The 22,506-nt window shown below is 71.1% G+C and carries 23 protein-coding genes and 1 pseudogene; 16 read left to right on the plus strand and 8 right to left on the minus strand.

Annotated features, from left to right (window positions below):
• The first annotated feature begins 2 nt into the window (after positions 1-2).
• Genes DJ81_RS07335 through DJ81_RS07345 form a run of 3 tightly spaced genes read left to right on the plus strand, consistent with a single transcriptional unit; the run spans position 3 to position 3,565 of the window.
• Complete coding sequence (locus DJ81_RS07335; RefSeq protein ID WP_094589136.1) at positions 3-1,433, plus strand: VWA domain-containing protein; 1,431 nt, start codon at positions 3-5, stop codon at positions 1,431-1,433.
• Positions 1,430-2,320, plus strand: a complete 891-nt coding sequence (locus tag DJ81_RS07340; RefSeq protein ID WP_094589138.1) for a Rossmann-like domain-containing protein — start codon at positions 1,430-1,432, stop codon at positions 2,318-2,320. The genes DJ81_RS07335 and DJ81_RS07340 overlap by 4 nt, the downstream gene beginning before the upstream one ends.
• A gap of 6 nt (positions 2,321-2,326) precedes the next feature.
• Positions 2,327-3,565 (plus strand): XdhC family protein, encoded by a 1,239-nt coding sequence (locus DJ81_RS07345; RefSeq protein ID WP_094557714.1) that lies wholly within the window; start codon positions 2,327-2,329, stop codon positions 3,563-3,565.
• A gap of 47 nt (positions 3,566-3,612) precedes the next feature.
• On the opposite strand, the gene DJ81_RS07350 is transcribed toward DJ81_RS07345, so the two are convergent.
• Together DJ81_RS07350 and DJ81_RS07355 are read right to left on the minus strand one after the other, a co-directional pair.
• Positions 3,613-4,722: a PAS domain S-box protein gene (locus tag DJ81_RS07350; protein ID WP_094589140.1), complete on the minus strand. Its 1,110-nt coding sequence runs from the start codon at positions 4,720-4,722 to the stop codon at positions 3,613-3,615.
• A gap of 98 nt (positions 4,723-4,820) precedes the next feature.
• Positions 4,821-5,234, minus strand: coding sequence for a Rieske 2Fe-2S domain-containing protein (locus DJ81_RS07355; RefSeq protein ID WP_094589142.1), 414 nt, complete (start codon positions 5,232-5,234; stop codon positions 4,821-4,823).
• A 95-nt stretch (positions 5,235-5,329) separates the two neighbouring features.
• Here DJ81_RS07355 and DJ81_RS07360 point away from each other — a divergent pair, with 95 nt between their 5' ends.
• Positions 5,330-6,274 (plus strand): alpha/beta hydrolase, encoded by a 945-nt coding sequence (locus tag DJ81_RS07360; RefSeq protein WP_094589144.1) that lies wholly within the window; start codon positions 5,330-5,332, stop codon positions 6,272-6,274.
• A 91-nt stretch (positions 6,275-6,365) separates the two neighbouring features.
• On the opposite strand, the gene DJ81_RS07365 is transcribed toward DJ81_RS07360, so the two are convergent.
• Positions 6,366-6,737, minus strand: a complete 372-nt coding sequence (locus DJ81_RS07365) for a winged helix-turn-helix domain-containing protein (protein ID WP_094524204.1) — start codon at positions 6,735-6,737, stop codon at positions 6,366-6,368.
• A gap of 140 nt (positions 6,738-6,877) precedes the next feature.
• On the opposite strand from DJ81_RS07365, the gene DJ81_RS07370 reads away from it, so the two are divergent.
• On the plus strand, positions 6,878-7,381 hold the full coding sequence (locus DJ81_RS07370) for a GbsR/MarR family transcriptional regulator (protein ID WP_094526045.1): 504 nt from the start codon (positions 6,878-6,880) through the stop codon (positions 7,379-7,381).
• Between the two features lie 140 nt (positions 7,382-7,521).
• Here DJ81_RS07370 and DJ81_RS07375 read toward each other — a convergent pair whose 3' ends face one another.
• Positions 7,522-8,073 carry a hypothetical protein gene (locus DJ81_RS07375; protein WP_094589146.1) on the minus strand — a complete coding sequence of 184 codons (552 nt, stop codon included), beginning with the start codon at positions 8,071-8,073 and terminating at the stop codon, positions 7,522-7,524.
• A 160-nt stretch (positions 8,074-8,233) separates the two neighbouring features.
• Between DJ81_RS07375 and DJ81_RS07380 the strand changes: the two genes are divergently transcribed.
• The gene (locus DJ81_RS07380) at positions 8,234-8,686 is read left to right on the plus strand and encodes a hypothetical protein (RefSeq protein ID WP_094524207.1); all 453 of its coding nucleotides are present in this window, start codon (positions 8,234-8,236) and stop codon (positions 8,684-8,686) included.
• An 18-nt stretch (positions 8,687-8,704) separates the two neighbouring features.
• On the opposite strand, the gene DJ81_RS07385 is transcribed toward DJ81_RS07380, so the two are convergent.
• Together DJ81_RS07385 and DJ81_RS07390 are read right to left on the minus strand one after the other, a co-directional pair.
• Entirely contained in the window at positions 8,705-8,935 is a 231-nt protein-coding gene (locus DJ81_RS07385) for a hypothetical protein (RefSeq protein WP_094524208.1), read from the minus strand.
• 143 nt (positions 8,936-9,078) lie between these two features.
• Positions 9,079-9,513 (minus strand): universal stress protein, encoded by a 435-nt coding sequence (locus DJ81_RS07390; protein ID WP_094524209.1) that lies wholly within the window; start codon positions 9,511-9,513, stop codon positions 9,079-9,081.
• A gap of 171 nt (positions 9,514-9,684) precedes the next feature.
• Here DJ81_RS07390 and DJ81_RS07395 point away from each other — a divergent pair, with 171 nt between their 5' ends.
• The 5 genes and pseudogenes from DJ81_RS07395 (at position 9,685) to DJ81_RS07415 (ending at position 16,147) form a co-directional block, all read left to right on the plus strand.
• Complete coding sequence (locus DJ81_RS07395; RefSeq protein ID WP_094524210.1) at positions 9,685-10,122, plus strand: hypothetical protein; 438 nt, start codon at positions 9,685-9,687, stop codon at positions 10,120-10,122.
• Between the two features lie 92 nt (positions 10,123-10,214).
• Positions 10,215-11,213, plus strand: coding sequence for a hypothetical protein (locus DJ81_RS07400; protein WP_094589148.1), 999 nt, complete (start codon positions 10,215-10,217; stop codon positions 11,211-11,213).
• Between the two features lie 191 nt (positions 11,214-11,404).
• Positions 11,405-12,580 (plus strand): annotated as a pseudogene (locus DJ81_RS07405) (PLP-dependent aminotransferase family protein).
• A gap of 275 nt (positions 12,581-12,855) precedes the next feature.
• Positions 12,856-14,484, plus strand: coding sequence for a Na+/H+ antiporter NhaC family protein (locus DJ81_RS07410; RefSeq protein WP_094589150.1), 1,629 nt, complete (start codon positions 12,856-12,858; stop codon positions 14,482-14,484).
• Positions 14,485-14,596: 112 nt separating this feature from the next.
• Positions 14,597-16,147, plus strand: coding sequence for a hypothetical protein (locus DJ81_RS07415; protein ID WP_094589152.1), 1,551 nt, complete (start codon positions 14,597-14,599; stop codon positions 16,145-16,147).
• A gap of 95 nt (positions 16,148-16,242) precedes the next feature.
• Here DJ81_RS07415 and DJ81_RS07420 read toward each other — a convergent pair whose 3' ends face one another.
• A complete protein-coding gene (locus tag DJ81_RS07420; protein ID WP_094589154.1) occupies positions 16,243-17,145 on the minus strand; it encodes a zinc finger domain-containing protein in 903 nt (300 codons plus the stop codon).
• 159 nt (positions 17,146-17,304) lie between these two features.
• On the opposite strand from DJ81_RS07420, the gene DJ81_RS07425 reads away from it, so the two are divergent.
• From DJ81_RS07425 to DJ81_RS07435, 3 genes are all read left to right on the plus strand, one after another.
• Positions 17,305-17,898 carry a class I SAM-dependent methyltransferase gene (locus tag DJ81_RS07425; protein ID WP_094524216.1) on the plus strand — a complete coding sequence of 198 codons (594 nt, stop codon included), beginning with the start codon at positions 17,305-17,307 and terminating at the stop codon, positions 17,896-17,898.
• Positions 17,899-18,006: 108 nt separating this feature from the next.
• Positions 18,007-18,330, plus strand: a complete 324-nt coding sequence (locus tag DJ81_RS07430; RefSeq protein ID WP_094524217.1) for a BolA family protein — start codon at positions 18,007-18,009, stop codon at positions 18,328-18,330.
• Positions 18,331-18,469: 139 nt separating this feature from the next.
• Complete coding sequence (locus DJ81_RS07435) at positions 18,470-19,879, plus strand: aspartate ammonia-lyase (protein ID WP_094589156.1); 1,410 nt, start codon at positions 18,470-18,472, stop codon at positions 19,877-19,879.
• A gap of 21 nt (positions 19,880-19,900) precedes the next feature.
• On the opposite strand, the gene DJ81_RS07440 is transcribed toward DJ81_RS07435, so the two are convergent.
• Positions 19,901-20,284, minus strand: a complete 384-nt coding sequence (locus DJ81_RS07440) for an ACT domain-containing protein (RefSeq protein ID WP_094524219.1) — start codon at positions 20,282-20,284, stop codon at positions 19,901-19,903.
• A gap of 112 nt (positions 20,285-20,396) precedes the next feature.
• Between DJ81_RS07440 and sucC the strand changes: the two genes are divergently transcribed.
• Both sucC and sucD read left to right on the plus strand, forming a co-directional pair.
• Positions 20,397-21,542 (plus strand): ADP-forming succinate--CoA ligase subunit beta, encoded by a 1,146-nt coding sequence (gene sucC / locus DJ81_RS07445; protein ID WP_094524220.1) that lies wholly within the window; start codon positions 20,397-20,399, stop codon positions 21,540-21,542.
• Entirely contained in the window at positions 21,539-22,408 is an 870-nt protein-coding gene (gene sucD, locus DJ81_RS07450; RefSeq protein ID WP_094589158.1) for a succinate--CoA ligase subunit alpha, read from the plus strand. The genes sucC and sucD overlap by 4 nt, the downstream gene beginning before the upstream one ends.
• The last annotated feature ends 98 nt before the right edge of the window (positions 22,409-22,506 follow it).

Genomic DNA, 22,506 nt, shown 5'->3' on the forward strand with positions numbered 1-22,506 from the left:
CCATGGCGCGCTCCGACGGCACCGCGACGGAGACGCCCGACTTCCCGGCGGCGAGGGAGCACCTGCTCACGGAGCTGATCCGGTTCGTCGCCGTGCTTCGGCGCGACGGCGTCGCCGTGCCGGCCTCCGGCGCCCTCGACGCCGCCCGCGCGATCGCGGCGGTCGGCCTGACAGACGAGCGTCGGGTCGAGGCGGCGCTGCGAGCGAGCCTGCTCTCCGAGACCGCCGACGGCGACCCCTTCGCCGAGGCGTTCCCGACGTTCTGGCACCGCCTCCGGAGCGGCCTCGACCGGATCGCCACCGCCCACGACGGTCCGTCGCCGGAGTCCGAGGAGGGGGACGACGGCGAGGACCGAACGGGGGACGAGGCGGGGCCGACCGCCGGCTCCGACGCCGACGACGCGGAGGAGCCCGGCCTGCTCGACGGCGCGGAGCCGCCGGAGATGGACGCCGACGGCGACGGCGACCCCACCGTCCGGATCCCGACCGACCGCCGCCACGCCGCCGGCGATCGGCCGACCGGCGAGCCGCGCGAGGAGACGGACGGGCGCCGGTACAGCGCGGTCGGCGAGAGCGCGCTCGTCGAGGCGGACGTGCCGGCGCCGTCGAGCGCGGACCGCGCGGCCGCGGAGCGGTTCGTCGACGCGCTCTCGTCGCTGCCCGGGCGGCGCCGCCGGCGCTCCCCGACCGGACCGAACGTCGACGCGCGCGGCGCGCTGCGGGCGAGCCTGCAGACCGGCGGCGCGCCGATCGACCTCCCGCGCGACGCGCCGACGCCGAGCGAACTGCGGTGCTGTCTGCTGGTCGACGTCAGCGGGTCGGTGCTCGACACGATCGACCGGAGCGCGCTGCTCGGGCTCGGTGAGCGGGTCGCGGCGAGCGCCCGCGACGCCCGCGTCTTCCTCTTCGACACCGACCTCGCGGAGGCGACGGCGGCGTTCGCGGACCCGGGCGGCGAGCCGGCCGAGGCGCTCCGCGCCGCGCAGATCGAGTGGGGCGGCGGCACCAAGATCGGGGGCGCGTTCGACGCGCTGCGGCGGACCGCGCCGCACGCCGTCGACCGGCGGACGGTCGTCGTCGTCGTGAGCGACGGGCTCGACGTCGGCGACCCCGACCTGCTCACGGACGGGATCACGTGGCTCGCGGACCGCGCCGACGGCGTCGTCTGGCTCAACCCGCTCGCCGTCTCCCCGTCGTTCGAGCCGGCGTCCCGCGGGATGAGCGACGCGGCCCCGTACGTCGACGGACTGTTCGGCTTCGCCGAGGGCGCGGACCTCGCGGAGGCCGCCCGCCAGATCGAGCGGCGCGGGCTCGGCGGCCCGGTCGGCTACGAGCACGACCCGCGTCGGACCGGCGGCGCGCCCGGAGGCGGACGCGGTCGCACCGACGACGAGGCCCGGACCGGCGACGCCGGCGAGGAGGGCGTCGTATGACGCGCCGAAGCGAGGGAGCCGACGGGACCGCCGGCGTCGGCGCCGACGGCACCGACGCCGACGAGGAGTGGCCCGGTCCGGTCCTCCGGGCGACGCGCGACGCGCTCCGCGACCGCGGCGCGCTCTCGGGGGGTCGCCTCGACCGCGTCACGGTCGGCGACTCGGCCGTGCTGGTGGAGCTCACGGAGCGAGACGGGGGATACCGGCGGCCCCCGGCCGGACTCGCGCACCTCCCAGCGGGATCCGCGCCGACGGTCCCGGACGACGTCGAGGGACTGCTGGCGCCGGTCCGAGCGGGGGAGACTGCGACCGGCGCCGCGACCGTCGCCCTCGGCGACCGCGCGCTCGCGGTGGCGACGCTGAACGCCTGCGCGGCGCCGCTGCTCGACTGGCGGGACGGCGACCCGATGGCGCTGCTCGACCCCTCGGTCGAGACGGTCGTCACGGTCGGTCTGTTCCGGCCGGCGTTCCGGAAGTTCGACGGCGTGGAGGTCCGCGCGATCGAGCGCGAGCCCGTCGACTCGGATGCGGTGTCGACCCCCGCGGGCGTGTCGCTGCGGTCGTTCGCCCCGGCGGAGACGGCGGGCGCGATGGAGGGGGCGGACGTGGTGTTCGTCACCGGCTCGACGCTCGTGTACGGCGGGACCGAGCGGTACCTGGAGGCGGCCCCGGGCTCGGCGACCGTCGTCGTGGTCGGCGCGACCGCCTCGTCGCTTCCGAGTCCGCTGTTCGAGCGCGGCGTCGACGTCGTCGCCGGCGCGGCGGTGGACGACCCCGCTCGGACGCGGGACGCGGTGGCGGGCGGCGCCTGCGGCACGGACCTGCACGACCGCGGCGTTCGGAAGGTGTACGCGGCGCGCGACGCGCCGGCGACCATCGACCTGTGACCTGACATGACAGCAAGCAACTGGAGCGTACCGGAGACCGAAGTGGTACAGCGCGTTCGCGACCGACTCGACGCCGACGGCACCGACGTGCTCGCGACGATCGTCGACGTCGAGGGGAACGCCTACCGTCGCCCGGGGGCGAAGATGCTCCTCGACGACGACGGCTCGGGCGTCGGCTCGATCACGGCGGGCTGTATCGAGGACGACCTGCTCGCCGCCGCCGAGGCGGTCCGAGAGACCGGTCGCCCCGACCGGGTCACGTACGACCTGATGGAGGACGAGGACGACGTCTGGGGGCTCGGCGTCGGCTGTAACGGCGTGATCGACGTCCTCTTGGAACCGTTGACGGAGACGTACCGGCCGGCCGTCGAGGCGTTCGGCGCCGGCCGCGACGTCGCGGTGCTCACGGTGCTCTCCGCCGGCGGCGAGGGGGGCGAGGGGGGCGACGGCGGCGCGGGAGCCGGCGGCGACGGTGCGCACGCCGACCGAGACCGCCTCGGCGAGCGCGCCTACTACCGGCCCGACGAGGACCGGCTGACGCTCCCCGACGGGTCGCCCGCCGACGGGTGGCCGGTCGAGGCGCTCGCGGGGCCGGCGGCGGACCTCGCCGCGCGCGGCGCCGCCGACGTCGTCGCGGTCGAGGACGAGACGGGCGCGACGGTGGAGGTGTTCGTCGACGGGCTCGCGGCCCCGGACGACCTCGTGGTCTTCGGGACCGGCCACGACGTGGGGCCGGTGGTCGAACTCGGCGAGCGGAACGACTTCCGCGTCACCGTCGTCGGCTTCCGCGGCGGGGTCGACCTCGACGCGCGGTTCCCCGACGCCCACCGGACCGTGACGACGTCGCCGGCGGGGCTCGGCGACGCGCTCGACCTCGACGACCGGACGCACGCGGTCGTGATGACGCACAACTTCGTCGACGACCGGATCGCGGTGGAGGAGCTGCTCCGGTCGCAGGCGCCGTACGTCGGCCTGATGGGCCCGCGGGAGCGGTTCGAGGAGATGCTGGAGGCGTACGACGACGAGGGGACGACGTTCGGCGAGTCGGAGCTCGCGTCGCTGTACACGCCCGTCGGGCTCGACCTCGGCGGCGGAACGCCGTACCAGATCGCCCACAGCATCGTCGGAGAGGTCCTCGCGGTCAGCAACGACCGGACCCCGCGGCACCTGCGCGAGCGCGAGGGGCACATCCACGACCGCGTCGACGTCGAGACGCGCTCGGAGCCGGAGCCGCCGAGTCGGTGACGGCGGGCCCGAAGGCCGAAGGGCGGGCCGGCGGAGCGGCGACGCGGTCAGCGCTCGTCGGCCGACTCCCGAGCGATGACGAAGAACTGCTCCGGCCCGCGGAGGTCGACCCGCGCCACGTGCACCTCGACGGGGAGCGTCGATCCGTCGCGGCGGCGGTAGCGTCCGTCGAGCTCCCACATCTCGCCCGGATCCATCTCGCCCCAGACGCGCTTCGCCTCCTCCGGGTCGACCGCCTCGTCGATGTCCCAGACGCGCTTGCCGACGAGCTCCTCCTCCGAGTAGCCCAACTCGTCGCACAGCCGGCGGTTCACGTCCACGATCCGTCCGTCCGCGTCGTGGAGGTCGATGAGGTCCGGCGACTGCTCGAAGAGGATGTCCAGCTTGGCGGCCTTCTCCGCTAACTCCGCCTCGCGCTCCTTCCGGTCCGAGATGTCCCGGATGACGCAGACGTGTCCGCCGTCGTTGAGGGCGGCGAGCGAGAGCAGCTTCGGGTAGACGCTGTCGTCGACGCGCCGGCCGATCGACTCGTCTGACCACGGCTCCTCGGTGAGCGTGGGGATCACCTCCTGCTTGAGGCGTTCGACCTCCTCCTCCGGGACGGTCGTGACCCACGGTTCGCCGATCAGTGCCGCGGGCTCGACACCGTACAGGGCGGCGTACGCCTCGTTCATCTCCGTGTAGCGACCGTCTCTGTCGATGATTGCGATCCCCTCGTTGGAGGCCTCGATGGCCTTCGCCCAGAGGTCGGCCTCGCGCTCGGCGCGCCGCCGCTCGACCGCGTTGACGACGCGGTTCGCGAGGAGCTCGAAGCGGTCGGGGCCGCCGCCTTTCTGGAGGTAGTCGGTGACGCCCGCGGAGATGGCGCTGCTTGCGACGCCCTCCGACCCCTTTCCGGTAAAGAGGATAAAGGGTAGATTCGGTCGATCCGCACGGACGGTTTCGAGGAACTCGATCCCGTTCCGTCCCGGCATGTCGTAGTCCGACACGACGCAGTCGAACTCGGCGGCCGCGAGGGCGTCGAGCCCCTCGTCTACGTCCGCGGCCGTCTCCGCGACGATCCGGTCCTCGATGCGCGCGAGGTACGTGGCGGTGAGTTCCGAGAACTCCTCGTCGTCCTCCACGTGAAGCACCCGGATCGGAGCCTCCGTCTCCATGGATCCGGCGACTGGCTCGAACGACTTAGTTCACTTCCCATTCGCCTGCGGGGATCCGGCCCCGCCGACCCGTGCGGTCGGGACGCGGCCCGCGTCGATCAGAGCGAGAGGTGCGAGGTCGACCCGGGATCGTCGTCGTCGGTCCCGCCCTCGTGCCGGAACGAGTAGTCGCCGTCGGTCAGGTAGACGGCGCCCTCCTCGACGGCGACCTCGACCTCGCGGAGCGTCGTCCCGGCCGCCGGGCCGTTGTCGCACTCGCCGGAGCAGGCGTCGAACAGCGAGCCGTGGCGCGGGCAGATCACCTCGCCGTCCCGCATCGGGACGCCGTCGCCCGTGTCGAACCGCTGGTTCTCGTGCGGGCAGGTGTTGACCCACGCCCGCACCCCGGGCGGCTCGTCGCAGGGCACGAGGACGACCTCTCTGTCGTTCGTGAACGGGTCCGCCGCCGTGAAGCGGTGGGACCCGCGCTCGATGAGGGTCTCGACGTCGGCGAGCTTCGTCCCGTCCGGCATCGGCCGAGTCCACGATTTCCCGGGTGAAAAGCGTCGCGGCGAACTCGCGGTCGCGCTCCACCAAGACTTAGCCCCCGGTCGTCACACGTTCGGCCATGCACGCCGACGAGATCGACCCGCAAGCGAAGGCGGCCGTCGAGCGTCAGGAGCGGTTGCCGCTGCCGCACAGCAGGTGGGGGCTGAAGCTCGCCCGGCTCCTCACCCGGCCGGTGATGCGGATCCGGAACCGGAACCCCCCGCCGGTCGGGCGGACGGTCGACGGGACGGTCCCCGGCCCCGACGGCGCGCTCGACGCGCGGCTCTACCTCCCGGACGCCGAGGGGCCGTTCCCGACGGTCGTCTTCTTCCACGGCGGCGGGTTCGTGCTCGGGAGCGTCGCCACCCACGACTGGCTCTGTCGGGGGCTCACGCGGGAGAGCCGCTGCGCCGTCCTCTCGGTCGGCTACCGGCTCGCTCCCGAACACCCGTTCCCCGCGGCGGTCGCGGACGCGTACGCCGCCGTCGAGTGGGCCGCGGACAACCCGGACTCGCTCGCCGGGACCGGGGAGGTGGCGGTCGCCGGCGACTCGGCCGGCGGGGCGCTCGCCGCGGTCGCCGCGCTCATGGCGGCCGAGCGCGACGGCCCCGAGATCACGTACCAAGCGCTGTTGTACCCGAGCGTCGGCGTCCGGCCCGGACAGCCGTCGCTCCGGGAGCACGCCGGGACCGTCCTCGACGAGGCCGACATCGAGTGGTTCTCCGACTGCTACTACGACGACGAGATTCACCGGCGGAACCCGTACGCCGACCCGACGAACGCCGGTGACCTCGGCGGCGTCGCGCCCGCGACGGTGGTCACGGCGGGGTTCGACCCCCTCCGCGACGGCGGCCGGGCGTACGCCGAGCAACTGGTCCGGGACGGCGTCCCGACGCGGTACGAGAACTACGAGGCGATGGTCCACGGCTTCATGACGCTCCGCGAGGTCGACCGCGCCGAGGAGGCGATCGCGACCGTCGCCGACGACCTCGCCGGCGCGTTCGAGCGCGGCGCCAATCGATAGCGACCCGCGGGCGTCCGGCCGGTCGTCCGAGCGACGCTCGCCCGTCGAGAAGACGAAACGCGGCTGACCGATCGGGACGGCTCCGGACCGTTCAGGGTCGGTCGCGCTTTGTCGGCGAACGGTCGGCGGGCGCGTCGAAGCGCACGACGATCCGCTCGACGGTGGGCGCGTAGACGGTCATCTCTTTTCCCTTCTCGGAGTACCACGTGTTGACCGGCGCGATCAGGTCGGCGTCGCAGAGCCGATTGAGGTGGTAGGTGACGTTCTGGAGCGACGCGTCGACGTCGGCGGCGACGTCGGAGGCCGTGCCGGGACCGTCCGCGAGCGCGGCGAGGATCCGCTGAGCGGTGTCACACGAGAGGACGCGCAGCGCGTCGGTCGGCTCGTCGCGCCCGAGCACGACGTCCGTCTGTTCTCGGGGGGCGTGGTCGACTGTCGGTCGGTGTGGTAACGCGCTTGCCATGAGGTCTGGAGGGCGAACAACGGTTCTGTTTGTTCGGTTCGAGTCGAACAAGCGAATCAAACAGTTTAATACTTACGGAATGCCTACCTCTGGTATGGCTGTTCGACACGTTCATGCGTCGGAGCGACGAGGTCGCCCGTATGAGTGAGAACGCCGAGGCCGCCCGCGAGCGCGTCATCGAATCGCTCGAGCAGTCGGCCGAGGTGTACGGGCTGAGCCGCAGCGCCGGCCGGATATACGGCGTTCTCTACTTCGCGGACGCCCCGCTGTCGATCCCCGAGCTCGTCGACCGGACCGGGTACGCGAAGTCGACCGTCAGCAACGTCACTCGGACGCTCACGCGCGTGGGCCTGATCCACCGTCGGTCGTCCGACGGCGGCGGGCGGCGGGTTCGGTTCGCCGCCGAGCGGGAGATCTGGTACATCCTGCAGGACGTGTTCCAACAGTACGTGCAACGAGAGCTCCAGACCACCCACCGGACGATCAGACGCGCGGAACGCGGGCTGGACGACGGAGACGGCGTCGAGGCCGAGCGGATCCGCGAGCTCCGAGAGACGTACGAGGACCTCCAAGAGATCGTCGAACTCGCGTCGGAGCTCTCTGCCGCGGAGCTGCGCGACGCCCTGGACTCGTACGAGGGATAGCGCTCACCGAGCCGTCGGGGGCGCGAGCGAGCCCGTCCGCCGATCGAAGCCTCTTCTCCTCCTGCTTACCGATCGAAGCCTCTTCCCCTCCTGCTTACCGATCGAAGCCTCTTCCCCTCCTGCTTACCGACCGAAGCCTCCTACCAGTACACCGTGTACGTACACGCGTCGCCGCCCTCGCGTCGGCAGTCCGGCCCGGTCTCCTCGATGAACACGAACGCGTCGACCGGCGCGTGTTCCTTCGCCACGCCGCGGATCAGCCCGCGGTCGAACGGGCACGGATACGGCGTGTGACACGTCACTTCGCCGGCCCGGTCGTCCGTCCGCTCGAAGCGGTACTCGCCTATCTCTCCGCCGCGATGGTTCCGCCGGTACGCCTCGTCGATACCGCGAAGCCCGCCCGCGACGGTCGCGGACTCGCTCGGCCAGTCCGCGACGTCGGGAAGCTGCTCGCCGAGGCGGTCGAGGACGTGCGGCTGGAGGTCCGTCGCGATGGTCTCGAAGGCGTCTAGCCACGCCTGCTGCGGGTACCACTCGTCGGGAGAGGGGTCCCGGATCCCCTCCTCCGCGAGCGCCGCGAGCGCCCGTTCGCGGTACGCGTCGGAGAACCGTCCCATCCCCTCCTCGACGATAGAACGGACAGTTCGACCGTTCACTTCCACGTCGCGGTCGAACGGCTCGTACGGTGTCATGATAACTGTCTAACGAATTCGGAGTGATAAACCCAGCACATCGGACGACCGGGCGGCCGACGCCGGGCCGCGGCGCGGCGTTCGAGGTGACCCTCGCCCGCGGACATGTTTCAGATTATTTGACAAAAACATAATACTGGTGGGGGCGCCTCGTGGACGCATGGTGAAGAGCACGGTCCGGTTTCCCGAGTCGGTGGTCGGCGAGATCGAGTCGCTGGTCGAGAGCGGCCAGTTCGAGAGCAAGTCCGAGTTCTACCGTTTTTCGACCGACAACGTGCTGAATCAGGTGCTCGACGACTACGAACCGGAGACCATCGACTACGAGCAGATCAGGGAGGAGGTGATGCCGCAGGCGGAGCGCGAGCTGGGCGCCGACGCCGACGCGGATCACCCGCCGTTCTTCGAGTCGGTCGCGTTCGTCAGGAAGTTGGCCCTCCGCGGGAACGTCAGCGACGCCGAGGACTTCATCGACCACCAGTACGTCCCGGGCGACCGGCACGCGGTCCTCCTCGAGGAACTGCTCCGGCTGTACCGAGACGAGACGGCCCCCGCTCCGCGACAGGCCCCCCCGGACCGCGAGCCGCGCGCCGCGCCGGAGGAGCGACAGCACTGACCGGGAATCGCCGCCGCCTCACCGGTTCAACCGCCATCGGATCGCCGCGGCCGCGACCAGCACCGTCGCGAACGTGACGCCCCCGGATATCAGCGCCCCTCGGGCCCCCGTCGTTCCCGTGGTGATGACGCTCACCGACGCCCCACCGCCCGCGACGGCGGCGCCGCCGGCCACCCCGCCGAATCCGATACAACAGAGGCTCAACAGCCCAACGAGCGACAGCGACCCCAAGAGGCCGTCGTCGCTCACGGCTCGCTCACCCGCCGTCCGACCGCGTCGAACGCGGCCGAGGGCGACGCGTCGGTCGCAGTCGATGCGAACGCGATCACGGTCGCTCTCGTCGGCCCGCGTGTGAATAGCTGACGGGATCGGGCGCGGGGCGCGCCGGACCGCTACCTCGACGCGGGGACGGAGACGACCGTCGTCGACGCGTCGCGGAGGACGCGCTCGGTCGTGCTGCCGAGCAGGTCCCCCGCGGCGTCGCGGGCGCCGCGGGTCCCCATGACGATCGCGTCGGCGCCGATCTCGTCCGCGTACGCGACGATCTCCCGCGACGGGACGCCCTCCCCGATCGCGGTCTCGCAGTCCATCCCCGCCGCCGTCGCCTCGGACTCGATCCGCTCGACGGCCGCCTCGAGACGGACCCGCTGCTCCGGGTCGTCGTCGTCGAACGCGCCCGGCTTCCCGGACCGCTCGTAGGTCGGGAGGTCCTCCAGCACGCCGAGGACGTGGACCGTCCCGTCGGGCGCCGTGATCTCGACCGCGTCCTCTACGGCCGCGAACGCGGCGTCGCTACCGCCGGTCGGGATCAGGGTCGTGCCGTACATGCGGTCGGTGGTACGGGCGCGTTTCTGAAGAGGATTACCGTCGGGCGGGATCCGCTCTCGACCGTCGCCGCGATCGCGGCCCGGATCTCTCCCGGCGAACTCGCCGCGAACGGGCCGTTGAACGCTCAGTAAGATACTTTAGCGTTCGGAGCTTAACCGTTACCAAGTGTCATGGAGGCCGTGGACGACGTGTCGGATCGGATCCGATCCGACGGCGACTCGGAGGGGCGTCACGCGTATCGGACGGACCGGGCCGCCCGCGAGGGCGGTCGGTTCCTCGGCGAGGTCGACGACGAGCGCTTCCGCGAGGTGCTCGCGCGCCACCCCGAGGCGTGCGAGGCGTTCAGGATGATATCCGGGGCCGGATACCGGGACCCGGCGGAGGCGATGGGCACCTACTCCGCGGCGGAACACGCCGGGCGGGTCAGGACCGACGTCGAGTCGATCGCGGCGGTCCTGAGCGACGCGGACCACACCTGCGTCGTCAGGCTCGACACCGCCGACCCGCAGCTCGCGACGGTTCGGAACGGGGTCGAGCGGGCGCAGATCGAGTTCGACACCGCGCGGGTCCGCTGGGTCCCGCCGGACGCGGGAGAGCCCGGCGGCTGACTCGACGGTCGGATCGCGCGTCCGACCACCGTGACTACAGTCGCTGTTTGGGTAACGGACAGCCCTTTGCGAGCGGTGGCCCGTCTCTCCGTATGGACGACACTCCGATCTCTCGGCGTCGGTTCGCCGCGAGCGGGATCGCCGCCGCGGCGGTCGCCGCCGCGGGCTGTCTCGGCGGGACGTCCGGTGACGGCGAACCGGGATCGAACGGCGCGGACGGCGACCGCGTGCTCAGGCTGTCGCTCTCGGGACTCGGCGACGCCCTCCGTGACAGGTACGTCACCGATCCCGAGGAGGCCGATCCGAACTGGGCGGACGGGGCCTTCGAGGCCGTCAGGAACGGAACGACGCTGACGACGCAGTACCGGAAACCGTTCTTCTCGGACGCGGACGATCCGACGTACGCCCGACACGACGGGACGTACTACTGGCTCGACTCGGTCGTCGTCGACGAGGTCGCCGTCTCGCGTCCCGTGCTCAGACTGTTCGAGCCCGCGGAGACGAGCGACGGAGCCGCCGAGCCGACGAGCGCTGATGCGCTTCCGGCGATCGACCGGCGGGCCGTCGAGATCGCGCACCACGCGGCGCGGGCGCGGGGGAACGAGGGCGGGATGCCGGTGGGGCTGGTCCGGCGCGGCGGCTACGTGTACCGCCGGGACGACGCCGCGGCGGAGAGCGACCTGCTCGCGGCGGACGGCCCCGACCGCGTCACCGTTCGCGACACGGAGTATGTCGTCGAGATCACCGAGGAGGAGTTCCACGAACCGGTGTACCGAGCGACCGGTGAACGGGTGGCCGACACGCCGGAGCGGATGGAGGCGATACTCCGCGCCGAGTTCGTCGGCGCCCGGATCTCCCGCGACGACCTCTCCGCCGACGCGAGAGACCTCCTGCTGGAGGCCGAGGCCGACGAGTACCGCGAGTCGCACCCGTACTCGGAGGCGTACCGGGAGGTGCTCCGAGCGCTCCACGAGCGACCGTACATCGACGGGAACGTCCGGAAGGACGCCGGGGTGGACTCGAACCGGGCCGACCTGTGCCGGTACGACGACGTGTACTACGACTACCAACTCCGGTTCGTCTCCCTCTGACCGTCGATCGGCCGGTTCGATTCGTCGTTCTGATCGTATCGGCCGTTATTTCGGAGTTAGCCGATCTTTCTTTTGCCGTTCTGCGCCAGACTTATGATATCGTGGGCGATGTCGTATCATAACTGACGATGACACAACAGGATCCGTCGGACGGGATCGAACACCTCTTCGCCGATACCGTTCGCGACACGATGGGAAGCGCCGTGTACGGCGACTGGCGATCGATCCATAACGCGGACGCGGTGCCGCTCGCCTTCGGGTTCCCGTACCCGGAGTCGTTCCCGAACGAGGAGCTGGCCGCCGCCACCGATTCGCTGCTGTCGAGCGAGCCGGAGCGCGCGCTCCAGTACGGCGGCGGCGACCACGCCGACGGACTCCGCGACCTCGTCGTCGACCGGGCGCGGGACCGCGGCATCGACTGCGCCGCGGAGACGGTCCACGTCACGAACGGTGCGACGCGGGCGATCGACACGGTCTGTCGGACGTTCCTCGAACCGGGCGACGAGGTCGTCGTCGAGGCGCCGACGTTCATGGGCGCGCTGGGCATCTTCCGGAACCACGGCGCGGCGGTGACCGGCGTGACCGTGGACGAGGAGGGGCTCGACGTCGACGCGCTCGCGGACGACCTCGCCTCGCGCGCGCGGTGCGGCGCGGCCCAGCCGAAGCTCGTCTACACGATCCCCGACTTCCAGAACCCCACCGGGGTCACGATGGCGACGGACCGACGCGAGCGGCTCCTCGACCTCGCCGAGCGGTACGACTTCGTCGTGCTCGAGGACGACCCGTAAGGCCGGCTGCGGTACGAGGGCTCCGAGCGACCGCCCCTCAAGGCCCTCGACGTCGACGACCGCGTGGTCCGTGTAAACACCGTCTCGAAGACGATCGCGCCCGGGGTCCGAACGGGATGGATCGTGGCCGACGAGACGGCGACGGCGCAGTTCGATCGGATCGACGCTGGCGGCGAGCCGAGCTTCACCCGCGGGCTGATCGATCGCTACTGCACGGACGGGCGGCTCGACCGAGCCGTCGCTCGGCTGTGCGAGGGGTACGAGCGGCGACGGGACCGGATGCTCGCGAGCCTCGAAACGCACATGCCGCCGAGCGCGACGTGGAGCGAGCCGAGCGGCGGGTTCTTCGTCTGGGTCGAGTTCCCGGAGGGGACCGACGCCGAGGCGATGCTGCCCGACGCCATCGACGCCGGTGTCACATATCTCCCCGGGACGTTCTTCTACCCCGACGACGGCGGCCGGCGATTCGCTCGCCTCTCCTTCAGTTACGCGTCGCCGTCAGCAATCGACGACGGTATCGAGTCGCTGGCCCGGACCGTCCGCGACCGCGTCTCGGTGACCGGCGGGAAGAACGGGTAGACCGGCGGCGGCCAGCGAGTCGGACGCGGACCAGCGAACTGGTCGCTGTCTGGTGGGGATCGCCACCGAGCGACGAGCCGCATCACCGACCGCGAGACGCCGCTTAATATTGTATTAATAACTGGTAGTGTTGGTCACGCCCCCATGCAACAGCCTTATTATACACAAACAGCCAGTGCGGTCCGAGATGGTATCAGATTACTCCAACGATTCCGGAGTAAACTCGACGAGTATCGGGTTTCAATCCAGTATCGGTTCCGTTTGTGAGGTGAGTCATGACGGTTGAGACCTACGGGGCGATATCGCTGTTCCCGCCGCTGTTCGCGATCGTGCTCGCGATGGTCACCCGGAAGCCGGTCCTCTCGCTGTTCCTCGGCATCTGGTCGGGCGCGGTGATTTTCACCGCGAACGTCGGCGTGGTGCAGTCGCTCGACTGGGTGGTCTCCTCGATTGGGGAGAGCACGTTCAACGCGAAGATCATGCTGATCGTGCTGTTCCTCGGCGCCGGCGTCGCGCTCATCTGGCGGCTCGGCGGGGCCTCCGCGATCGCGAACGCCGCGACCTCGCGGCTCGACTCACAGCGGAAGGTCGGGCTCGCGACGTGGGTCTTCGGCATGCTGTGGTTCTTCGGCGACTACTCGAACACGGCGATCGTCGGCACGACGATGCGGGAGATGGCCGACGAGCTGCGCATGTCCCGCGAGAAGCTCGCGTACATCATCGACTCGACGGCCGCGCCGGTCGCCACGTTCGGGATCTCCAGTTGGGTCGTCTACCAGCTGAGCATGATCCGGGAGGGGTACTCGGCGGCGGGCATCTCGCCCGAATCGGAAGCGGTGCCCGGCGCGTTCGCGCTGTTCATCCAGAGCGTCCCGTTCAACGTCTACTGCATCCTCGCGGTGGCGATGGTCGGGATCATCGTGCTCAGCCAGCGCGACTTCGGCGAGATGCTCACGGCCGAGACCCGCTCGTGGACGGAGGGGAAGCTGCTCCGCGACAACGCGGTTCCCATGCAGAGCGCGGAGGACAGCCTCGGCGACCTCCTGACCGACTCGCCGCAGCTTCGGTTCTTCCTGGTCCCGGTCGGGGCGCTCATCACGGTCGTCATCGGCGGGGCCTTCTTCACCGGACTCTCGGCGTCCGACCCCGGCGCCTCGACGCTCGACGTCGTCGGGAACGCGCAGTTCGTCGACGCGCTGCTCTGGGGGACGTTCGCGATGGTCTCGGTCGCGATCGTGCTCGGCGTGGGCAGCGGCGTCGCCTCGCTCGACGAGGCGATGGAAACGGTCATCGACGGGTTCGGTATGATGCTGACCGCGCTGTCCATCCTCGTGATGGCGTGGACGATCGGGACGGTCACGACCGCGCTCGGGACCGGCGTGTACGTCACCAACGTCGCCGAGGCGTTCGTCACTCCGACCCTGCTCCCCCTCGTCGTGCTGTTCGCGGCCGCGGTCGTCGCGTTCTCCACCGGCACGTCGTGGGGCACGATGGCGATCGTGACGCCGATCGCGATCCCGCTGGCGTACAGCGTCGGCGGCGGCACCGCGGCGCTGTTGCCGGTGGCCGTCGGAACGATCTTCAGCGGGGCGATCTTCGGCGACCACTGCTCGCCCATCTCCGACACCACAATCCTGGCGTCGACGTTCACGGGATCGGACCACATCGACCACGTCCGGACGCAGATGTACTACGCGGTGACCGTCCTCGGCGTCTCAGCGCTGCTCCTGCTGACGTGGGGCGTCACCGGGATCACGCCGGTGATCCTGCTGCCGGTCGGCGCGGCCCTGCTGTACGGGATCGTCTACGTCCTCTCCGAGCTGGACGCCGGCCGGAAGGACGTCCTCGCGAAGCCGGTCGAGTCCGCACAGCAGACGCCGGCGTCGGCCCCGTCCGACGACTGACTCGTCCGGACGGCGTTCGCGGCGTCGCGACGCGTGACGGCTCGTCGACGCCGCGGCCCGTTCCTGTCGTCTCAGGGGTACTTTCATATTCGGCTCCGAACTATGCGTGTGTATGACTGGCAAAGGTAGCGATCCGGTCGAACGACTGAAACGCGTCGCCGATATCGACGTCGATGCGTTCGACTCCCGGGTCCGCGAGGAGGCCGACGCGATCCGGGCCCACGTCGAGGCGGGGACGTTCGACAACGAGCAGGTGACGACGGGGCTCGAGTACGAGTTCTACGCCGTCGACCGCGAGACGGACAACCTCCGTCGGATCCCGCGGTCGCTTCTGGGCTGCGTGGGGTTCGACCGGGAGCTCGGGCTCCACAACGCGGAGCTGAACTCGGCTGTCCACCCGTTCACCGGCCGCGGCATCGACGCCGTCCGGGCGGACGTGACCGGGAAGCTCGACGCGCTCCAGCGGCGCGCCGCCGCGGACGGGATCCGCGTGGTGAGCGACGGGATGTGGACGATCGGCCCGGCGGAGAGCGCGACGGACGACTACCTGACCGAGGCCACGCACGAGGAGGGGTTGACGCTGGGGATCAACGTCAGCAACGGGGTCCGATATCACGGGTTCGCCAGCGTCGGCGCGGACCGGTTGATCGGGAGCGAGATCGACGTCCCCGGCGCGAGGATCGACGCGGACAGCGCGGGACCGGTCAGTCTCACCACGTCGATCCAGCCCCACTACCAGCCCCGCCGCGCCGCGGACCTCCCGAGGTATCACCGGATCGCGACGCGGCTCGCCGGGCCGCTGCTCGCGCTCGCCGTCAACTCGCCGTTCCTGCCGCCCGCGCTCTACGACGACCCCGGCCCCGACCGCGAACTGCTCGTGGCGGACGGGTACGCCGAACACCGGATCCCGGTGTACGAGCAGATGATGAATCCGCCGGGACGCGATCGAAAGGTGAAGTTCCCCCGCGACATCGACAGCGTGGGGGCGGCCATCGACCGCATCGCGGCCGACCCGGTGCTCGTCCCGGCGGAGATCGAGGCGGAGGGCCGGTTCGACGACGAGTTCGTCCACTTCCGACACAAACACGGGAGCTACTGGCGGTGGGTCCGGCCGGTGTTCGACGGCGCGACCGAGGGGAGCGCGAGCGCCCGGATCGAGTTCCGCCCGCTCCCCGGCCAGCCGACGATCCCCGACGCGGTGGCGATCCTCGCCGCGTTCGGCGGGGCGATGCGGGGGATCGCGGAGCGCGGCCACCCGGTCGTCGACCTCCCCTGGGAGCGGGCGGAATCGAACTTCTACGCGGCCGCCCGCGACGGGCTCGACGCCGAAATGGAGTGGATCACGGCCGACGGTGCGACGACGACGGAGACCGCGGGACTGTACCGCGACCTGTTCGCCGCCGCGAAGGACGGACTTGAGGAGCACGGCTGTACGACCGACCAGATCGCCGCGGCGCTCTCCCCGCTCCGGAGCCGAGTCGAGACCGGCCGGACGCCCGCGGACTGGAAGCGGTCGGCCGTCGCCGTCGCCCTCGACGACGGGGCGACCCCCGCCGAGGCGATCCGGTCGACGCAGCGCGCCTATATCCGGCTCCAAGCGCGAACGCTCTACGACGAGTCGCTCGCCGACTGGCCGGGGCCCGAGTCCGTTCTCCTCGGGTGACTCGGGGGCGGCGCGTCGGCCGAGAGCGAGTCCGTCACAGAAGGGCAGCCGAGAGCGAGTCCGTCACGGCGGGGCGGTCCGGCCCGCGAGACGGGTCACTCGCGCCGCATCGATATCCCGGAGTAGCCGCAGGCGTCGCAGGAGAGCGTCTCGCGGGCGCCGAACCGGTACGTTACCAGCGGATCGCCACAGCGGGGGCAGGGGTCGCCGGCGGCCGGCGGCGGGGCGTGGCGGACCCCGGCGACGACGAGTCGGACGGCGAGCTCGTGGGCGGCGTCCTCGTCGACCGCGCCGCCCCAGATCACGTTGGCGTCGGCGCCGATCCGCTCTCTGACCGCCGCGATGACGTCGGTCGCGGCGGCGATGCTGGTCTCGGGGTCGACGACGACGTCCACGAGCACCGCGCTCGCGTCGGTCGCGTCGACCCCCTCGGGGAGCCCGTCGAACGCCGCCGCGACCGCGGCACCCGGGGCGTCGCGGTCGGCGGTCCCGGTTCCCAGCGCGGCGACGCCGGCCGAGAGCACCGTCTCGGCGTCGGTGAGGTCGAGGTTGACGAAGCCGGGCTCCTGGACCGTCGCGAGGAACGCGCGGATCGCCGCCTCGACGGCGTCGCCCTCCGCGAGCAGCACCGCGTCGACGGCGTCGCGGACCGCGGACAGCGCGTCGTCGTCGGCCGCGTTCGCGGGGACGACCGCGACCGCGAACGCGTCGAGCCCGCCGAGCGCCCGGAGCGACTCGACCGCCTCGTGGCCCTCGCCCACCTCGTCGGGATCGAGCGCGACGACGACCGCCGCGGGGGGCGACGCGTCTGCCGGCGCCGGCGCGGCGCCACGCTCGGTCGCGGTCGTCGCCTCCGCGAGGAGGGCCGCGACCGACGCGTACCGGGCGTTGCGGAACGCCGAGCCCGCGAGCCGGTCGCCGTGGGCGCCGAGGCCGCAGACGACGACGGAACCGCCGAGGGCGTCGGCCGCCTCGCGCAGGTCGTCCCGGTGAGACATCTGGAAGGGCCGTTTCGGCTCCGTCGACAAACCCCTTCCCACTCGCGGGCCGGACGGGCGACCGATCGCGGCCGGCGATCGATCGCTTCGGACGACCCCTCCCGAGGCGCCGCGGGTCGGATCCAAACCGCTAACCGAGCCCGATCACAACCGCTTCGCATGGACCGCTTCCGGAACACGGGACAGCCGGACTGGGACTGGTGGGGACGGATCTGGCCGACGCCGGGCGAGACGCTCCGGCGGCTCGGCGTGGCGCCGGGCGACCGCGTCGCCGAGATCGGCTGCGGCAACGGCTACTTCGCCCTCCCGGCCGCGCGGGTCGCCGACCCGGCGTCGGTGTACGCCGTCGACCTCGACGGGTCGCTGCTCGCGGAGCTCGAGGGGCTCGCGGCGGAGCAGGGGATCGAGAACGTCGTGCCGGTCCGCGGCGACGCGCGCGACCTCGCCGCGCTCCTCCCCGAGCCGGTCGACGTCGCGCTGCTGGCGAACGCCTTCCACGGGATCGACGACCGGGCCGGCTTCGTCTCGGGCGTCGCCGGCGCGCTCGCCGTCGACGGGCGGTTCGTCGTCGTCAACTGGCGCGACCGGCCGCGGGAGGAGACGACGCTCGCCGGCGAGCCGCGCGGCCCGCCGACCGAACTGCGAGTGGGTCCGGCGGAGACGCGGCGCGCGGTCGAGGACGCCAGCGACCTGCGGCTCGCCCGCGAGGTCGACCTCCCGCCGTTCCACTACGGGCTCGTCTTCGAGCGGTGAGGCGGGTCGCGGCGCGGCTCCCCGCGCGAGCCCTCCCGTCGCCTGCCCCCGGCGGCTTCCCCGGCGCGTATGCGGTCGATTTTTGACGAGGCGGCCCCGAACCGGGGTATGACCATCGAACCGGCCGAGATCGAGGAGCTCATCCAGGCGGGGATCCCGGACGCCGTCGCCCGCGTGACGAACCCCCGGATCCACGACGACGAGGACGAGGACGCGCACTTCGCGGCCGTCGTCGTCTCCCCCGCCTTCGAGGGCGAGTCGCTCGTCGACCAGCACCAGCGCGTGTACGACGCCGTCGGCGACCACATGACCCGGTCGGTCCACGCGCTGGAGATCAAGACGTACACGCCCGCCGACTACGCCGAGCACGGGAGCGGCAGCCTCGCGCCGGAGCTCCGCGACGCGGGGCTGTTCCCGGTCGACGAGGCGTAGACCCCGGCCGCGACGCGTAGACACCGACCCCGGTCCCGACCCCGGCCGCGACGCGCACCGCGCCGGTTCGGCTCCCCGCGTCCGCGTTCGACTGAGCGCTTTCAGTAGCTTTTACCCGGTCTCGCGGGAAGCGTCGCGCATGGGTGACGACTACCGCACGGAGGAGGACAGCCTCGGCGAGATGCAGGTGCCGGCCGACGCCTACTGGGGCGCGCAGACCCAGCGCGCGGTCGAGAACTTCCCGATATCCGGGATCCCGATGAGCCGGCGGTTCATCCGCGCGCTCGGCGTCGTGAAGAAGGCGGCCGCGCAGGCGAACCGCGACCTGGGCCTGATCGAGGACGACACCGCGGAGGCGATCGTCGCCGCCGCCGACGAGGTGATCGCCGGCGAGCACGACGACCAGTTCCCGGTCGACGTGTTCCAGACCGGCTCGGGGACCTCCTCGAACATGAACGCCAACGAGGTGATCGCCAACCGCGCCGCCGAGATCGCCGGCGCGGAGATCGGCGACCGCGTCGTCCACCCGAACGACCACGTCAACTACGGGCAGTCGTCCAACGACGTGATCCCCACGGCGATGCACGTCGCGTCCCTGGAGGCCGTCGAGAAGGACCTCGTGCCCGCTTTGGAGACGCTCCACGCCGAGCTGGAGGCGAAGGAGACCGCGTTCGACGGCGTCGTCAAGACCGGCCGCACGCACCTCCAGGACGCGACGCCGATCCGCCTCGGCCAGGAGTTCGGCGGCTACCGGACCCAAGTCGCGAAGGGGATCGAGCGGGCCGAGACCGTCCAGTCGAACCTGCGCGAGCTCGCCCTCGGCGGCACCGCGGTCGGCACCGGGCTCAACACCCATCCCGACTTCCCGGAGCTCGCCGCGGAGTACATCTCCGACGAGACGAACACGACGTTCCGCGAGGCCGACAACCACTTCGAGGCGCAGGCGGCCCACGACGCGATGGCGGAGGCGCACGGCGCGCTCCGGACCATCGCCGGGAGCATGAACAAGATGGCGAACGACCTGCGGCTGCTCGCCTCCGGCCCGCGCAACGGGCTCGGCGAGGTCGAGCAGCCGGAGAACCAGCCCGGCTCCTCGATCATGCCCGGGAAGATCAACCCCGTCGTCGCCGAGTCGGTCAATCAGGTCCACAAGCAGGTCGTCGGCAACGACGCCGCGATCTCGGCCGGCGCCGCCCGCGGCGAGATCGACCTGAACCTTTATAAGCCGGTCATCGCGCACAACTTCCTCGAATCGGCCGAGCTGCTCTCGAACGCCGCCGAGACGTTCGGCGAGCGTTTCGTCGCGAAGCTGGAGGCCAACGAGGAGCACTGCGAGACCCGCGTCGAGCAGTCGATGGCTCTGGCGACCGCACTGAACCCCGCGATCGGCTACGACAAGGCGTCGAAGGTCGCGAAGACGGCTTTAAAAGAGGGGAAAAGCGTCCGCGAGGCCGCGGTCGAGGCCGGCTACCTCACCGAGGCGGAGGCGGACGAGGTGCTCGACCCCGAGGCGATGACCCACCGCGTCATCCTCGGCGACGAGGACTGAGACCCGGGATCGTCGGGGGCGTCAGTCGACGACCTCACAGCCCAGTTCTTCGAGCCGCCGGACCGCGGCGGGGCGGTCGGTCTCTTTGATCAACACGTGGTCCGTCGCGTACGACGAGAGGACGAACACCGAGACTTCGACCTCGGCGAGCGCCGTGGCCACCGCCGCCAGGAACCCGACGAGCTCGAACGGGAGTTCCATCTCGAAGGTGAGGCGCTTCCATCCGGGCTCGACCGCGTCGGCGTCGACCGCGTCGACCTCGTCCTCCTCGACGACCACCGTCGTCTCGCCCGCCTCTCTGATCGTCGCGAACGCGGCGGAATGATCGCGGTCGGTCCGGCAAACCGCGTACGTCTCGTCCGACACGCTGACCGTTCCGCCGTCGAGGAACTCGGTCGGGTCCATGCCGACCGCAGTTGTTCGGCTGATAAAAATGCCCGTCGCCGTCTCCCACCGTCCCCGCCGCTCGCGCGGAATCGGCACCATTTAAGCCGCTCTCGGTCCCCCTTCGAGACGGATGAAACTACACGAATATCAGGCGAAGACTATCTTCGCGGACGCCGGGATCCCGGTCCCGGATTCCCGGCTCGCGACGACCGTCGACGAGGCGCTCGACGCCGTCGACGAGATCGGCTACCCGGCCGCGATCAAGGCGCAGGTCCACGTGGGCGGCCGCGGCAAGGCCGGCGGCATCAAGATCGCGACCGACCGCGACGAGGCCGAGGCGTACGCCGAGGAGATCCTCGGGATGGACCTGAAGGGGTACACCGTCGACTCGGTGCTCGTCGAGGCCGGCGTCGACTTCGTGGACGAGCTGTACGTCGGCGTCACGATGGACCGCGGCGAGGGGAAGCCCGTCCTGATGGTGTCGACCGAGGGCGGCGTGAACATCGAGGAAGTCGCCGAGGAGAACCCCGACGCGATCGCGCGCGAGCACGTCGACCCCGCGTTCGGGCTCCACCCGTACCAGGCCCGCAAGGTCGTGTACGAGGCGGGCGTCGACGCCGACGTCGCGCTCGACGTGGCGTCGATCCTCTCGACGCTGTACGACCTCTACGAGGGGAACGACGCCTCCGAGATCGAGGTCAACCCCGTCATGATCACGGGCGACCGCGAGGTCGTCGCGGCCGACGCCGTGATGAACATCGACGAGGACGCGCTGTTCCGCCAGCCGGAGCTGGCCGAGATGGCCGAGGCGTCCTACGAGGACGACCTCGAACGGAAGGCCGGCGAGTACGGCTTCGACTACGTCCGCCTCTCGGGCAACGTCGGCATCATCGGCAACGGCGCCGGGCTCGTGATGACGACGCTCGACCTGGTCGACTACTACGGCGGCAAGCCCGCCAACTTCCTCGACATCGGCGGCGGCGCGAAGGCCGAGCGCGTCACGAAGGCGCTCGACATGGTGTTCTCCGACCCCAACGTCGACAGCGTCGTGTTCAACATCTTCGGCGGGATCACCCGGGGCGACGAGGTCGCGAAGGGGATCAACGAGGCGCTCGCGGAGTTCGACGAGATCCCGAAGCCGGTCGTCGTCCGGCTCGCCGGGACCAACGCCGAGGAGGGGATGGAGATCCTGAACACAGACCTGATCGAGGTCGAGGAGACGCTGGAGGAAGCGGTCCAGCGCGCGGTGAAGAACGCGGAGGAGGTGACCCAATGAGCATTTTCGTCGACGACGACACCAGAGTGGTAGTCCAGGGGATCACCGGCGGGGAGGGGAAGTTCCACGCCGGCCAGATGATCGAGTACGGCACGAACGTCGTCGCCGGCGCGGTGCCCGGCAAGGGCGGCCAGGAGGTCACCGGCGTCCCCGTCTACGACACCGTGGACGAGGCCGTCGAGGCGGAGGACGCCGACGCGTCCGTCGTCTTCGTCCCGCCGGCGTTCGCGGGCGACGCCATCTTCGAGGCGCTCGACACGGACCTCGACCTCGCGGTCGCGATCACCGAGGGGATCCCGACCCAGGACATGGCGAAGGTGAACAAGCGGCTGGGCGAGACCGACACGCGCCTGCTCGGCCCGAACTGCCCCGGGATCATCACGCCGGGCGAGGCGAAACTCGGCATCCTGCCCGGAAACATCTTCGCCGAGGGCAACGTCGGGCTCGTCTCCCGCTCCGGCACCCTGACGTACCAGGTGGTCGATAACCTCACCGAGCGCGGGATCGGTCAGACGACCGCGATCGGCATCGGCGGGGACCCGATCATCGGCACCTCCTTCATCGACGCCCTGGAGGCGTTCGAGGCCGACACCGAGACCGACGCGGTCGTGATGTGCGGCGAGATCGGCGGGGAGGACGAGGAGCAGGCCGCGCGGTTCATCGGCGAACACATGGACACGCCGGTCGCCGGCTTCATCGCCGGACGGACGGCGCCGCCGGGCAAGCGGATGGGCCACGCGGGCGCCATCGTCTCCGGCTCCGGGACCGGCACCGCGCAGTCGAAGATCGACGCGCTCAACAACGCGGGCGTCCCCGTCGGCGACACCCCCGAAGAGGTCGCCGACCACGTCGAGGACTTCCTGTAAGCGACGACGGGGTGGGCCCCCGACTCGATTTCAGCCGTTCCGGTTCTCAGTCCTGACCATCGGAGCGAAAGCTAAACTTACCGGTAGTGTGACGGCCA

It is taken from the genome of Halorubrum sp. Hd13, assembly GCF_002252755.1.
Classification (GTDB): domain Archaea; phylum Halobacteriota; class Halobacteria; order Halobacteriales; family Haloferacaceae; genus Halorubrum.

What these genes read in the sequence shown, in the direction of transcription:
- DJ81_RS07430 (WP_094524217.1), top strand. Translation starts at nt 18,007, where the DNA reads ATGACCATCGAACCGGCCGAGATCGAGGAGCTCATCCAGGCGGGGATC.
- DJ81_RS07410 (WP_094589150.1), top strand. Translation starts at nt 12,856, where the DNA reads ATGACGGTTGAGACCTACGGGGCGATATCGCTGTTCCCGCCGCTGTTC.
- DJ81_RS07390 (WP_094524209.1), bottom strand. Translation starts at nt 9,513, where the DNA reads ATGTACGGCACGACCCTGATCCCGACCGGCGGTAGCGACGCCGCGTTC.
- DJ81_RS07425 (WP_094524216.1), top strand. Translation starts at nt 17,305, where the DNA reads ATGGACCGCTTCCGGAACACGGGACAGCCGGACTGGGACTGGTGGGGA.
- DJ81_RS07400 (WP_094589148.1), top strand. Translation starts at nt 10,215, where the DNA reads ATGGACGACACTCCGATCTCTCGGCGTCGGTTCGCCGCGAGCGGGATC.
- DJ81_RS07350 (WP_094589140.1), bottom strand. Translation starts at nt 4,722, where the DNA reads ATGGAGACGGAGGCTCCGATCCGGGTGCTTCACGTGGAGGACGACGAG.
- DJ81_RS07415 (WP_094589152.1), top strand. Translation starts at nt 14,597, where the DNA reads ATGACTGGCAAAGGTAGCGATCCGGTCGAACGACTGAAACGCGTCGCC.
- DJ81_RS07380 (WP_094524207.1), top strand. Translation starts at nt 8,234, where the DNA reads ATGGTGAAGAGCACGGTCCGGTTTCCCGAGTCGGTGGTCGGCGAGATC.
- sucC (WP_094524220.1), top strand. Translation starts at nt 20,397, where the DNA reads ATGAAACTACACGAATATCAGGCGAAGACTATCTTCGCGGACGCCGGG.
- DJ81_RS07355 (WP_094589142.1), bottom strand. Translation starts at nt 5,234, where the DNA reads ATGCCGGACGGGACGAAGCTCGCCGACGTCGAGACCCTCATCGAGCGC.
- DJ81_RS07335 (WP_094589136.1), top strand. Translation starts at nt 3, where the DNA reads ATGGCGCGCTCCGACGGCACCGCGACGGAGACGCCCGACTTCCCGGCG.
- sucD (WP_094589158.1), top strand. Translation starts at nt 21,539, where the DNA reads ATGAGCATTTTCGTCGACGACGACACCAGAGTGGTAGTCCAGGGGATC.
- DJ81_RS07395 (WP_094524210.1), top strand. Translation starts at nt 9,685, where the DNA reads ATGGAGGCCGTGGACGACGTGTCGGATCGGATCCGATCCGACGGCGAC.
- DJ81_RS07375 (WP_094589146.1), bottom strand. Translation starts at nt 8,073, where the DNA reads ATGACACCGTACGAGCCGTTCGACCGCGACGTGGAAGTGAACGGTCGA.
- DJ81_RS07365 (WP_094524204.1), bottom strand. Translation starts at nt 6,737, where the DNA reads ATGGCAAGCGCGTTACCACACCGACCGACAGTCGACCACGCCCCCCGA.
- DJ81_RS07340 (WP_094589138.1), top strand. Translation starts at nt 1,430, where the DNA reads ATGACGCGCCGAAGCGAGGGAGCCGACGGGACCGCCGGCGTCGGCGCC.
- DJ81_RS07420 (WP_094589154.1), bottom strand. Translation starts at nt 17,145, where the DNA reads ATGTCTCACCGGGACGACCTGCGCGAGGCGGCCGACGCCCTCGGCGGT.
- DJ81_RS07360 (WP_094589144.1), top strand. Translation starts at nt 5,330, where the DNA reads ATGCACGCCGACGAGATCGACCCGCAAGCGAAGGCGGCCGTCGAGCGT.
- DJ81_RS07440 (WP_094524219.1), bottom strand. Translation starts at nt 20,284, where the DNA reads ATGGACCCGACCGAGTTCCTCGACGGCGGAACGGTCAGCGTGTCGGAC.
- DJ81_RS07435 (WP_094589156.1), top strand. Translation starts at nt 18,470, where the DNA reads ATGGGTGACGACTACCGCACGGAGGAGGACAGCCTCGGCGAGATGCAG.
- DJ81_RS07370 (WP_094526045.1), top strand. Translation starts at nt 6,878, where the DNA reads ATGAGTGAGAACGCCGAGGCCGCCCGCGAGCGCGTCATCGAATCGCTC.
- DJ81_RS07345 (WP_094557714.1), top strand. Translation starts at nt 2,327, where the DNA reads ATGACAGCAAGCAACTGGAGCGTACCGGAGACCGAAGTGGTACAGCGC.